The sequence below is a fragment of the Streptomyces sp. NPDC048496 genome, from assembly GCF_043200055.1.
Taxonomy (GTDB): Bacteria; Actinomycetota; Actinomycetes; order Streptomycetales; family Streptomycetaceae; genus Streptomyces.
In genome coordinates, this window is the sequence record NZ_JBICXB010000033.1 from 13,190 (window position 1) to 25,670 (window position 12,481).

Here is a 12,481-nt window from a genome sequence, read left to right on the forward strand (position 1 = left end):
CACCGCCCGTCTTTCATGCATGAGGAGCGATCTGTGGGATACACCCGGGCCGACTGGTCCGAGCACTACGCCGACGGCCGTGGATTCCGCCGGCTCGGGGACGAGGAGAGGAGCCTGCTCGTCGAGCATGTTTCGGCGCCCGTGGGCGGCCGGGCGCTCGACGTCTGCTGCGGCACCGGCGAGATGGCGGCCTTCTTGGCCTCGATCGGGTGCACCGTCGACGGAGTCGACTTCGCTGAGGGCGCCCCCGAGCGGGCCCGCGCAGACCACGCCGACGTGGAGGGAGTGCGCTGGCTGTGCCTGGACGTGGAGCACGACGACCTGGCCGACCTCGCCGACGACGGATACGACCTGATCGTCATCCGTCTGGCCGTCGCCTTCATCCGCGATCGCACCCGTGTCCTGCGCCGTCTGGCCGCGAGGCTGCGCAAGGAGGGGGAGCTCGTCATCATGACCCCGGTCGCGGAGCACACCCCCGAAGAGCAGCGCCACATCGCCTGGACGAGCACGAACTCGGCGCGCTCACCGACGGGTTCAAGAAGGCCGAGTGGTTCGACGCGGAGGGCCTGGCGGTGCTGGTCCTGCGCGGCCGCGGCGGGTCGTTCAGCGCCGAGGAGAAGCTGCGGCCCGATCCGCAGGCCGTGTTCGGTACCGCGGTGGTCCTCACCGATGCGTCCAGGCGGGTTTTGCTGGGCCGGTCGACCCGGGGCATGTGGGAGTTGCCCGGCGGCCGGATCGAGACGGGCGAGGCCGCACCGGCCGCTGCTGTGCGGGAGTTGGCGGAGGAGACTGGGCTGACGGCGCGCGTGGAGGACGCTCATATCGTCACGGTGCTCCACGACGACCGGCTGGACGTGCGCCGCATCACCGCCGTCGTGCGCGTCACCAGCTGGGGCGGTGAGCTCGCTCTGCCCGAGCCGCACTGGCCATCTCGCCATCGCGACGGCCATGGCCCGCACGCGACGGGCAGGGATGCCTGCCGCTACTGGGGTGCGATCGTGTCGAGCCATTCCTCGACGGCGAGAACATCCCCCCACAGCGGGAACAGGTTCTCGGTGACTACCCGGTGCAATTCGGGGTCGGTATCGAGGCAGGCATCCGCCAGGACGGTGAGACCGAGGTCCAGGTCGATGGCGTGGCACGCGGTGGACAGCACCACAGCGCTGGTGGCGATGCCAGTGAGCACGAGGCTGTCGATGTCGCGAGCCCTGAGCACCAAGTCCAGGTCGCTGCCCGAGAACGCGCTCGCCCTCCGTTTGACCACCACGACGTCGCCCGGCTCGGGCGCGACCTCGGGATGGATCTCCGTGCCGGGGGCACCCTCGGTGAACAGGCCGGCCCGCACCACGTTGGTTACCACCTTGCTGCGAGCGCTGACCTGTGGATCACCTGCCCGTAGTCGCATGACCACGTAGATCACGGGAATCTCCACCGCGCGGGCACCGTCGATTGCCCGCCGCAGCCGCCGAAGATATCCGGAACCGTCGTCGGCGATGTCCACGACGTCCCGTTGGACGTCCATCACGAGGAGTGCGCTGTTGGCCATAGCCGTGGTCCCTTCTCGGCGAATCGCCGCACCCCGCCCAGCCGGTCGCTGATCGTGTACGGCTCCAGGCGCAGACCGCCGCGCTGCTGCCGCGCCCAACCCTCCAGCATCGCGTCGAAGGCGGCGTCTTCAGGGCGCAGCAGCGTCACGCCGCGAAGCAGCACAAGATCAGCCGTCGCCTCACCCGGATCGCCTCGGGACACCCTCGACCCCCATCCACCAGTCGCGCGAATCATCCATCAGATACACATCACTGCGCAATGCAGCAGGCCAAAGCCTTGAACAACGAAGAGAGGAGCATGGCATGACGCCGCACTACAACAGCTCGTCCAGCTCTGGATCACGCATCCAACGCAATTCCCCGGGGGGGCCGTACGCAGTGGACCGTCGAGCACCCCTGTGGCCACTCGAACGTCCATGTTCTGTCCGACCGCCCCGCCGACCGCCGAGCCGGCTTCGCCCACTGGCTCGCGGGAAGGGATTGCTCTGATAACTACACCATCCCCACCTCGTTGGTCACGGCGTAACGGGCCGCGATCAAGGAGTAAGTGATGGAGTAACGGATGAGTTGATGGAGGGCTGACGGGCCATCCCTCGCCTCGGACGAGTCGTGGAGGTCAACCGGGCACATCCGCTGTACGCGACGCTCGATGCGGCGGGGGCCGAGGTCGAGCCGGTCACCGCGTTTCTGCGGGACCTGGCACTTGGGGATTCCAGCCCGCTGACCTGCCGCAGCTACGGCTACGGCATGCTGCGTTGGTTCCGCCTGCTGTGGCTTCTGGGCACCGGGTGGGAGCAGGCGACGGAGTCCGAGGTCGCGGTGCTGACGGGTTGGCTGCGCACGGCCGCCAACCCGCAACGTCAGCGGCACCGGGCCGATGCTTCGGTTGCTGGCACGGTCAACCTCCGTACCGGTAAGTCGTCTTTGTGCGCCGGGTACGCGCCGCGCACGATCAACCACGCCCTGACGGTGATCAGCGGGTTCTACGAGTTCCATGCCCATCAGGGCCGCGGTCCGGTCGTCAACCCGGTGCCACACTCGGCTCAGCGGCGCCGGGCACTGGCCCACCGCAGTCCGCTGGAGCCCACGCCGGTGGTCGGACGCGCTCGTCTGCGGCAGCGCGTGCCCGACCGTCCGCCGCGGTCGATTCCCGACCGGCTGTGGGATGAACTGTTCACCGCGATGAACTGCGACCGGGACCGGGCACTGCTGGAGATCTACGTCTCCAGCGGCGCACGCGCCAAGGAACTCCTTGGCATCGCCGTCGGCGACATCGACTGGTCCGGCCAGCGGATCTACGTGATCACCAAGGGCAGCCGGGCCAGGGAAGCCGTCCCGGTCTCCCCGCAGGGCCTGTTCCGCCTGGCCCTCTACCTCGACGCGGCCGGCACACCGGCCGGAGGCGAGCCGGTCTGGCGAACCCGCCGCGGGCCCGATCGTCCGCTGACCTACTGGGCCATGCGCCGTGTCATGCAGCGGGCGAACACCCTGCCGGGAACACCCGGCATGGGCTATGTCGTCATGGTCGACGGGCACGCCTGCCGCCGGATGTGGACGGGCCTGCACAACAAGAACCAGAGCTACCAGGAAGAAGACATCACCGATCCGCGCACCTGGCTGCCTGGGTACGGCAAAGGCAAGAACGCACCGCGCAAGAAGCCGAACGCCGTCATCCGGATGAACGTCGCCGACGACGAGGTCCCCCAGTAGGTGCCCGTCCCCCGCGAAAGCGACCCAGAAAACGAAAAGGAGTCCATCACGTTCGCATCGGCCAAACTGCACCGCGCCGACGTGGACTTCGGCAACCCCTTCTGGGTTCTCTTCAACATCCCCCGGAGCTACCAGGCCAAGGGCGGAGACCTGGGCAAGACCATCACCCGCTGGGACGCTGACCCAGGCAAGGGCGGGGAGGAGGGGGAACGGGAGACGAACGAGCTCAAGACGCCGTGGTGGGCCATCACAGCGACCGAGATCTACCCAGTCGGGGTGGCCGATGGGGTCGACCGGACGATGCTCGCACGGGCGACCGCACGCTTGTGTCACCAGACCCTCGCCTGGTCCGACCGCTCCCGCTACCCCGTCCCCTTGCACCCAGCCAAACAGCTCGACCTCGACCACCCCCAGTACCGGCGGTTGGCGCCGCCCGAGGAGGGGGAAACGAAGCCGCCGACGAGTAGCCCAGGGATGTCGGGTGCCAGGGAGCCAGAGCGCAGGGCGTCGGCGAAATCACGAACCCGAGGCCCTCTCGGCGGCGAGCAGGATCTCGCGCCGTACGATCCGCAGGGCGTTGGCCCGTGTCCGCGGCGGCGTTCGCCCACCAGCGACAGCTCGGCCAGCGATCTCACCGGCCCGTCCCCGCACAGGACAGCGGCAGCCAGCTCGAACAGCGCGTCCGAACGAGCGGTGAGACAGGATTAGAACTCGCCCCGGAAGCATGACAGTTCCGCCAGCGGCTCGCGTCGGCACCACCGGAGACGTGAACTGATGTACGCATCCGGGTTGTTGGGACGTAGGTTGTACGTTGACAGTTCACGCTTCGGTTGAAAGACGGACGGTACACATGACCGACCACGCCACGTCGCCCGGACCGGCGGTGCATCACAAGATCGATACGTCGGTGCCGCACTCGGCCCGGATCTGGAACTACTGGCTGGGTGGGAAAGACAACTACCCCGTTGACGAGGAAGCCGGCGACGCATACAGCGCCGTCTTCCCCGGCATCGTCACCATCGCCCGCAGCAGCCGTGCCTTCCTGCGCCGTACCCTCACGTACCTGGTCACCAAGGAGGGCGTCCGGCAGTTCCTGGACGTCGGGACCGGCCTGCCAACCGTGAACAACACCCATGAGGTCGCCCAGCGGCTCGCCCCCGAGACCCGGATCGTCTACGTCGACCACGACCCGCTGGTCCTCGCGCACGCCCGTGCCCTGCTCACCTCCACCCCCGAGGGTGCGACCGCCTACGTCGACGCCAACCTGTCCGACCCTGATCGCATCCTGGCGGCCGCCGCCGAGACGCTGGACCTCACCCGCCCCACCGCCCTGATTCTCAGCAACATCCTGGGCCACATCGCTGACTACGACCATGCGCGCGACACCGTCACGCGCCTGATGGACGGACTGCCGTCCGGCAGCTACCTCTCCATCAACGACGGTTCACGGGGCACCGACGCCGACTACGAACAGGCCCAGGACGCGTACAACGAGACCGGCGCCGTACCGTACTTCCTGCGCCCCGTCGGCGAAATCGCGGCGTTCTTCGACGGTCTGGAACTTTTGGACCCCGGGGTCGTGTCGGTCCCGTTCTGGCGCCCGGACCCCACTTCCCCCACCCCGGAACCCATCGGCGAGCACGGCGGTCTCGCCCGCAAGCCGTGACACCTTGACGGACCGGGCCCGCGTACGACTGGACAGACCGCCGTCTCGTGCAAGACGGCGGTCTTGTCACGCGCACGCGTGGCCGGCGCCACAACCTGCGACGAACGCCGCTCTCATGGCTGGCGCTGCTCACGGCCGCGACCTTGACCGGGGATTCCGTCACTCCTGACGGCCCACGTGCCGTGCGGTCGGGAGGTCAAGCCGCGCTACTCGTACATCAGGCGCGGAGGGGGACCGTGCCGATGGTGCGGGCCGAACGCGCCGGTCGATCCCGACCAGGCCGCCGCGCTCATGAGGTCGGCGGGTCTGGAACCATTGGAGCCCTATCCCGGTATGGACATCCCCTGGCGGTGCCGATGCACGACCTGCGGCACGATCGGGACGCCCACTCATAGGTCGGTCAAGGGCGGACAAGGGGGCTGCGGCCCGTGCGGGCGCAAGAACGCCGGGCGGGGCGTCAGCCGGGCATGGTCGCGTCGCCGCGAACTGCCCCGCACGGACGGCGACCGGGCCGCAGCAGTCGCCGGCCCCCGTCCGGTGGACGACCGGTGCTGCCTGCAAGGCATCCCGTTCGTGCTGTACACCGGGCCTCCGACGGCGCGCGACGCTCGCGACGTCCTGGGAGCGCACCCTCAGCCACCCCCACGGGAGCGAACAGAAACACCCATGAGTGCCGCCTCCGGGTCGCCGACCGTCTCGCGTGAGCGGTGACGATCAATCCGGATCTCGTCGTCATCGGCGGTGGGATCTCACTGGCCGGAGAGAGTGTCGCCCGCCCGATGCGCCGCTACCTGGAGAAGTTGTGCATCGACCCGCCCCGGGTGCTCGCCTCCCCGCTCGGCGTCGAGGCGGTCTCTCTCGGGGCCGTGCGCCACGCCCTGGACCACACGGACCGGGACCTGTTCGACTTCCACAAGGCACCGTCGCACTGACGCCGCCCGACGACATCGGCGGCCTTCAGATCGGATCCGAAGGCCGCCGGTGTTTCATCATCCGGTTCCGCTTCCGATGAGGCGGCAGCTCACCCTTCCCGGGCGAACAGGACCTTGGCGCCGCCGGCGGTGAATCCGCTGAAGAGGAACGGCGTGTCGGCGGCGGAGGCGTTCTCGGCCTCGGCCAGCACACCGAAGCGGGCCTCGCCGAGCGACGAGGCGTCGATCGGTCCGCCGACGGCGGTGAAGGTGGTGCCGTCGAGGGAGTACGAAGCGGTCACGCTCGTGCCGGTGCGCTCAAGTCGCAGCCAGACGTCCTGCTGAGCGGGGTCGGGGATACGGACCGGCTCCGCCGGGGAACCGTCGTGTTCGGTCGAGACGGTGAGGGTCGGTGTGCCCTGGTTGTGCTTGCGCTGGAGGGCGATGTAGTCGTTGTCGCCCCGGTAGAGGACGAGTCCGGCCTCCATGTAGCCGCGCGTGGTCCGTCCGGTCATCTTCACCGTAGCGGTGCCCGTGCCGTTTCCGACCCCGGTGAGCAGGACGTTGCGGGCGCTGTTCTGTCCGGCCCACAGGAAACCGTGGCCGGTGGGCGTCAACGCCAGGGTGTCCGTCGGCTGCAGGGCGCGGTGGTCGGGCTGGTCCCGTACGACCGACCAGTCGTCGGTGTTCAGGCTCAGGGGCTTGTCGCAGACGGACGAGGCGGGGTCGCCGCCGATGTGCAGGGTGACCGGAACGCCGGTGACGTTCCCGAGCTGGCTGGGCGCCCTCGGGGTGAGAGTGACGGTGCCGGCCGCCTTCGCGGTGACCTTGCCGCTTGCGTCGACCTTGGCGATCGCGGGGTCGCTGCTGCTCCAGGTCGTCGACGGGAGGAGCGGGAGGATGTGGTCGGTGCCCTGGACCACCTCGTCGCTCGTGACCTGCGCGGTGTCGGTGGCGTTCAGGTCGGCGCGCAGGTTGAGGCCGTTGTCGAAGTCGTTGCCGCTGATCGAGGCGCCGGACGAGCCCCGGTAGGTGAACAGCGGGGTGGAGTACGGGGAGGCGGCGGTGGTGGCCCGCACGTCGGTGGTGGTGCCGGGCGCCGGGCAGGGGTTCGCCGCCTGGGCGGTGAAGGCGGACGCCCGGTCGAGGCGGGAGACGTGGTTGCGCGCGAAGGTGATGCCGCTGACGCTCTTGGCGTCGAGTGGCTTCACATCGCCGATCTGGAAGGTGTTGTCCTCCACCCGGATGTTGTGGTGCACCGGCGCGGCCGCGTCGACGACCTGGTTGGTGGGCTCGACGAGGATCACCGGGCCGACGGGCCGCCTGAAGGTGTTGTGGCTGATCAGGACGTTCTTGACGGGGCCGGACTCGTACCACTGGTAGGCGTCGGACGAGATGAGGATGCTGGCCATCTGCATGCCGTCGAAGAGGTTGTCCTTGATCACGACCGGCTTGCGGCTGGTGACCAGGATGCCTCGGGTGGGGATGTTGCGGAAGGTGTTGCCGCTGATGTCGACGGTGGGGGTGTATGTGGTGTTCTCGACGACGAAGTTGCCGGCCGTCACCGAGTCCGGTATCGCCTTGTCGAACGTGACCGTCATACTGGTCAGGGACTTGTCGTGGTCGGTGCCGGAGGGGCCGTCCACCGACACGACCTTCGCGGTCACACCCGGCACCGGTGCCATGGTGCGCTTGTCGACGATCTCGACCGCGTCACCGGGGTGGAACTGGGGGAAGCCGGCCGTCTGCGGGTGCTTGTAGGCGAGGGTGAGCACCTTCTTGTCGGCGGGCCGCGAGGTGACCTCGACATAGGTGCCGTGGATGTTGATCGCGTCGTCGTGCGCGCCGTCGAAGACGTTCCTGGTGATCTTGACCTTTCCCTTGATCCCGGACATCTGGACGAAGTCGGCGAACCCGGCGGTGCTGCGACCGGAGGCCGGGTCGGTGCGGAACTCGTTGCCATCGAGGGTGATGTTCTCGCTGAGCTGTCCGAGGAAGCCGAAACCGTGCAGGTAGCGGGCCTTGAGATCGCGCACGGTGATGTCCTTGGACTCCCAGAACATGGCCGATGCCGTGTCCCGGGCGTCCTCGCGCATCTGGTAAACGAGCCCGCGGTCGCCCGGGGCGGTGGCGGTGGAGTACTCGATGCGCAGCTTCTGCCCGCCGAGGTCGCTCATGGCGGACACGTTGTTGAACAGCGGGTTGGAGCCGCGCCAAGTGCGCTGGGCGGCGGGGTCGTAGGTCTGGCTGTAGCGCATCTTGTCGACGCCGGACCAGTACGGCAGACCGTTGGCCGGGCTCTTCTCGCCGAGCCAGGTCACATGGTCGTTCGCCACCTGGGCGTGCGGACCGAGCACGGTAGCGATCTCCCGGGCCAGCTCCGCCATGCGCGTGACCTCGCCGTCGCGGTGGGCCTCGCGTACGTGGCTGATGAGGTTTACGACTTTCTCGTGTTCCATGGTCAGCTCGCCGATGGTTTCCAGCGCCTGGCAGCCGCAGTGCTCGCACATGGTGTGGTGTTCTCCTGCTTCAGAGGTGCTGCCCGCATCCAACCACGGATGCGAGCAGCTCACTGCGTCGCCGAACGTCGCCAGCCCTGATTCCCGGTCTTGTGGGCCTTCATGGTGTGCTTCCTGCCGCCTCGGCAGTCGGACGTTTCAGCCCTCGGCGTGGGCCAGCCACAGGTCGGGGCCGAAGACCTCGTAGCGGATACGGCGCGCGGGGATACCGGCCTGGAGCAGTTGGGTGCGGACGGCGCGCATGAAGGGGAGCGAGCCGCACAGGTACACGTCGGCGTCGGCGGGCAGGTCAAGGCCGTCGAGGTCCATCAGGCCCGTGCGGGAACCGGGTTCCTCAGCTGCGTCCTGTTCGTACCAGAACTCTGCTCGCGCATCGGGAAGTTGCTCCACGAGATGGCGGGTGCCGGCACGCAGGGCGTGGTCGGCCGGGGTGCGGTCGGCGTGCAGGACATGGACCGGACGGGTCGAGCCGGTGGCAGCGAGGTGTTCGAGCATGGCGACCATGGGGGTGCAGCCAATGCCGGCGGATACCAGCACCAGTGGGGTGTCGGCGTCGTCGAGGACCACGTCTCCGAACGGGGCTGACAGGGTGAGTTCGCCGCCGGTCCGGACGGTGCGGTGCAGTTGGTTGGACACCTCGCCCTCAGGAGCCTCGGCTACACTCGCCACCCGCCTGACGGTGATGCGACGCAGCCGGTCGCCCGGAGCGTTGGACAGGCTGTACTGACGGGTCTGGTGGATGCCGTCGGGCATGAGAACCCTGACGCTGACGTACTGACCGGCGCGGGCCGGGGGCACGGGGCCGTCGTCGGCCGGGCGCAGCAGGAAGGATGCCACGTCCGGGGTCTCCTCCCGCCGCTCCACCACGGTCCATTGCCGCCACGGGTGCCGGGGATCGACCTGGGCTTCCTGGTAGAGCCGGGCCTCCTGGGCGATGAGGGCGCCGGCCATCAGCCAGTACACCTCGTCCCAGGCGGCGGCCACCTCCGGGGTGACGGCCTCGCCGAGCACGTCGCCGATGGCGCGGAAAAGGTACTTGTGGACGATCGTGTACTGGTCCTCCGTGACGCCGAGCGCGGCGTGCTTGTGGGCGATCCGGGCAAGCAGCGTGTCGGGGCGGGTGTCGGGGTCGGCCAGCAGCGCCTGGGCGAAGTACGCGATGGACCCGGCCAGGGCTCGTCGCTGCTCGCCGCTGGCCTGGTTGCCGCGGTTGAACAGCCCGTCCAGCAGCTCGGGCTGCTCGGCGAACATGGTGCCGTAGAAACGCGCTGTGATCTCGTTCAGCGCCCCGCCGACGGCGGGCAGGGTGGCACGAATGACAGTGGCCGACTCGGGCGAAAGCATGGCTCTCCTTTGTAATGCGGGCACATAGAGGGACGGCGCTCACCGTCATAGCCGCGGTCCGTGATGCGGATCCGACCGGCACATCGATCGTGCCGGTGGCGCCGTGATCTCGAATAGGGCCGAACTTCCCTGAGGGCAGGGCCCGTCGGGCCGGTCCGGTGTGAGGCCTGTCACTGCCTCCAGGCGGCCTGCCAGCGCGCCCTGGCGCCGGCTCGGCCAGCCGGCCCCGGGCCACCAGCCGTTTCGCCTTCGACCGCAGCGCCTCCACCCGTGCCGGCACCACGTCCAAGCCGAACAAGGCGGCCATCTCCTGACAAGTCACCGGCCCCTGGCCGATCCGGGCCCGGTCCGCGAGCGCCTGCAGGATGCGCTGGTAGTCCACCGGCAGCACCGACCAGGCCAGCCCCTCACGCCACACCGGCACTTGCGACGTCTTTACGGTCCGCTCCTCGGCGGCTGGCACGGTCCGCTCGGCCTGGGCATGGTCCTGCCCGGTCCCGCCCGGTGGGGCCAGCACCTCGCCGACCCGCGAGCGGGCGATGGCCCACTCCTTCCATTCCCGCTCGGCCACGGCCAACTCGGCCTGGATACGGTCGGCCTCCTCCCGCAGCCCGTCCACCCGACGACGAGCACCCCACTCCCGCTGTTCCAGCAGCCCAACCACCGACGGCATCCACGACCTCCCGGGAAGCGACAGCACGACAGGCCACTACTCCCACGGGACCTCCGCCCCTACGCCCGACCAGCGCAAACGCAGCCCTCAAGTCCGGAAAGACAACAGCTACTTGAACGTGCCAGGGCGCCGGGACGGCCCGGCAGGGCAGATGAGCGGCGGACGGGTGCAGCGGCTGGTCCGCCGTGGTGAGCGGTGAATAGACAGTCAGGCAGTGGGCCGGGACAAGGCACTGCCTGCCTCAGCGCGCACCTTCTCGACCGCTTCCCACTCCTCGGTGCCGAGGGTGGCGAGCGCGGCCGGGAAGACGCCGTCCTGCTCCTTGAGGATGTGGTCGCGCAGCATCGCCATCGCCTCCATCAGCCGGTCCGCCCAGGCCGGATCAGTGGGCGTCGCGCTGTCGGCGGTCTCGGCCAGAACCGACTCGATGCGGCGGTGCTCGGCCTCCAGGGCGGCGATCTGCTCGGGGAAGTCCCCGGCCATCGCGGGGAACAGGCCGTGCTCCTCGACCTGCGTGTGGGGACCGAGCACGGTCGCGATCTCGCGGGCGATCTGGGCCATCCGGGCCATGTCACCGTCCTGGTGGGCGGGGCGGAGGTGACTGACCAGGCGGACGACCTCGTCGTGCTCACGGGTCAGCTCGTCGATGGACGCCAGGGACTGGCAGCCGCAGTACTCGCACACCGGTGTTTCTCCTTACCCATTCGGTCTGTCGTTCTCAGCCGCTTGTTCTCACGCCGTGGTGTGCGCGCTGCGCTGCCGCCGTCCACGGCCTGTGCGCGGCGCCCGGTCGCCACCCTGGACGGCGGAGCGGACCCCGGTGAGGGTGTAGCCCAGCGCTGCGGCGGCCACAACCGCGAGGAGGACGAGTCCCACCGCGTACGACCCGTACTCCCCGTACAGCGAGCCCATCACCAGCGGTGGCACGAAGCCGCCCAGGCCGCCCGCGGCGCCGACCACGCCGGTGACCGAGCCGACCTTGTTCGCCGGGGTCAGCAGGGCCACCAGGGCGAAGGTCGCCCCGCTGCCCGCGCCGAGCGCGCCGGCCATGGCCAGGAAGGCGATGGTTCCTGCCGGGGCCAGCGGCGGGGTGAACGACTGCGCCACCGCCCCGGCGGCCACCACGGTCAGCGACGCGGCCAGCACCCGGACCGGGCCCAGCCGGTCCGACAGCCAGCCGCCGATCGGGCGCATCGCCACCGCGAGCAGCACGAACCCGGCCATCCGGTTCGCGGCGTCCGCCTGGGTCAGGCCGTAGCCGGTCTTGAGGTAGGTCGGCAGGTAGACGGAGAAGGCGACGTAGCCGCCGAAGGCCACCGCGTACAGCGCGGACGCCTGCCAGGTGATGCCCAGCCGGGCGGTGGCGGCCAGGCGGCGCCCCAGCGGCTCGGTCGGCACCGTGCGTCCGGGCGCGTCGCGCAGCAGCAGCGCCGCAGCCACGGCGTACACGGCGAGCACCGCGGCGGTGATCAGGAAGGGTGTCGACATGCTGTGCGCGTTGACCAGCTTCACGGTGGTCAGGGCGCTGATCGCGGTTCCGCCCATGCCGGCGCCGAAGACACCGATGGCCAGACCGCGCCGCTCCGGCGGGAACCAGGCGTTCACAAAGGGCACCCCGACGGCGAAGGCGGTGCCGCCGATACCGAGGAAGAACCCGCCGATCAGTAGCGCGGCGAGGGAGGAGTGTCCGGCCAGGCCGAGGTAGAGCACCGGCACGATGGTGACCGCCGACACGATCGGGAACATGACCCGGCCACCGAACCTGTCGGTCAGCGCGCCGACCGGGATGCGGCCCAGGGAGCCGACCACGACCGGCACCGCCACCAGCAGCGACTGCTGGAACGAAGACAGGTCGAGGGAGTCCTTGAAGCGCGGACCGAGCGGGCTGAGCAGCGCCCATGCCCAGAAGTTGACGGCGAAACCGATGGTGGCCAGGGCCAGCATCAGCCATGCCCGGCCGGGCACCGGCGCGCCCGAGACCGGCCTCTCGCTCTCCGTCGTCGGCTGGTTCATGTTGTCCGTCCCTTTGCTCTCACGTTGGTTCGGCGGCGCGGGGGCGCATGGGAACCACAGGTTCGCTGCCCCACAGATCGGACGCCTCGCAGCCACTG

The 12,481-nt window shown here is 69.4% G+C and carries 8 protein-coding genes and 5 pseudogenes; 5 read left to right on the forward strand and 8 right to left on the reverse strand.

Annotated features, from left to right (window positions below; all coding sequences use genetic code 11):
- Positions 1–183: 183 nt before the first annotated feature.
- Together ACGFSA_RS25055 and ACGFSA_RS25060 are read left to right on the forward strand one after the other, a co-directional pair.
- Positions 184–444: pseudogene (locus ACGFSA_RS25055) on the forward strand (class I SAM-dependent methyltransferase); the annotation flags it as partial.
- Between the two features lie 266 nt (positions 445–710).
- Positions 711–857: pseudogene (locus ACGFSA_RS25060) on the forward strand (NUDIX domain-containing protein); the annotation flags it as partial.
- A 125-nt stretch (positions 858–982) separates the two neighbouring features.
- Here the strand turns inward: ACGFSA_RS25060 and ACGFSA_RS25065 are convergent.
- Together ACGFSA_RS25065 and ACGFSA_RS25070 are read right to left on the reverse strand one after the other, a co-directional pair.
- A complete protein-coding gene (locus ACGFSA_RS25065; RefSeq protein ID WP_393307780.1) occupies positions 983–1,546 on the reverse strand; it encodes a cysteine hydrolase family protein in 564 nt (187 codons plus the stop codon).
- Positions 1,522–1,710: a hypothetical protein gene (locus ACGFSA_RS25070; protein ID WP_393307782.1), complete on the reverse strand. Its 189-nt coding sequence runs from the start codon at positions 1,708–1,710 to the stop codon at positions 1,522–1,524. The genes ACGFSA_RS25065 and ACGFSA_RS25070 overlap by 25 nt, the downstream gene beginning before the upstream one ends.
- A gap of 584 nt (positions 1,711–2,294) precedes the next feature.
- Between ACGFSA_RS25070 and ACGFSA_RS25075 the strand changes: the two are divergent.
- Positions 2,295–3,659, forward strand: a pseudogene (locus ACGFSA_RS25075) (RNaseH domain-containing protein); the annotation flags it as partial.
- 179 nt (positions 3,660–3,838) lie between these two features.
- On the opposite strand, the pseudogene ACGFSA_RS25080 reads toward ACGFSA_RS25075, so the two are convergent.
- A pseudogene (locus ACGFSA_RS25080) lies at positions 3,839–4,033 on the reverse strand (hypothetical protein); the annotation flags it as partial.
- 74 nt (positions 4,034–4,107) lie between these two features.
- On the opposite strand from ACGFSA_RS25080, the gene ACGFSA_RS25085 reads away from it, so the two are divergent.
- Both ACGFSA_RS25085 and ACGFSA_RS25090 read left to right on the forward strand, forming a co-directional pair.
- Positions 4,108–4,923 carry an SAM-dependent methyltransferase gene (locus ACGFSA_RS25085; protein ID WP_393307784.1) on the forward strand — a complete coding sequence of 272 codons (816 nt, stop codon included), beginning with the start codon at positions 4,108–4,110 and terminating at the stop codon, positions 4,921–4,923.
- A gap of 707 nt (positions 4,924–5,630) precedes the next feature.
- On the forward strand, positions 5,631–5,855 hold the full coding sequence (locus tag ACGFSA_RS25090) for a hypothetical protein (RefSeq protein WP_393307786.1): 225 nt from the start codon (positions 5,631–5,633) through the stop codon (positions 5,853–5,855).
- A gap of 89 nt (positions 5,856–5,944) precedes the next feature.
- Here ACGFSA_RS25090 and ACGFSA_RS25095 read toward each other — a convergent pair whose 3' ends face one another.
- The 5 genes and pseudogenes from ACGFSA_RS25095 to ACGFSA_RS25115 form a co-directional block, all read right to left on the reverse strand.
- Positions 5,945–8,344 carry a DUF1349 domain-containing protein gene (locus tag ACGFSA_RS25095; protein ID WP_393307788.1) on the reverse strand — a complete coding sequence of 800 codons (2,400 nt, stop codon included), beginning with the start codon at positions 8,342–8,344 and terminating at the stop codon, positions 5,945–5,947.
- Positions 8,345–8,491: 147 nt separating this feature from the next.
- Positions 8,492–9,697 (reverse strand): globin domain-containing protein, encoded by a 1,206-nt coding sequence (locus tag ACGFSA_RS25100; RefSeq protein ID WP_393307790.1) that lies wholly within the window; start codon positions 9,695–9,697, stop codon positions 8,492–8,494.
- 172 nt (positions 9,698–9,869) lie between these two features.
- Positions 9,870–10,370 (reverse strand): annotated as a pseudogene (locus ACGFSA_RS25105) (hypothetical protein); the annotation flags it as partial.
- Between the two features lie 207 nt (positions 10,371–10,577).
- The gene (locus ACGFSA_RS25110; protein WP_393307792.1) at positions 10,578–11,054 is read right to left on the reverse strand and encodes a hemerythrin domain-containing protein; all 477 of its coding nucleotides are present in this window, start codon (positions 11,052–11,054) and stop codon (positions 10,578–10,580) included.
- Between the two features lie 48 nt (positions 11,055–11,102).
- A complete protein-coding gene (locus ACGFSA_RS25115) occupies positions 11,103–12,383 on the reverse strand; it encodes an MFS transporter (RefSeq protein WP_393307794.1) in 1,281 nt (426 codons plus the stop codon).
- Between the last annotated feature and the right edge of the window lie 98 nt (positions 12,384–12,481).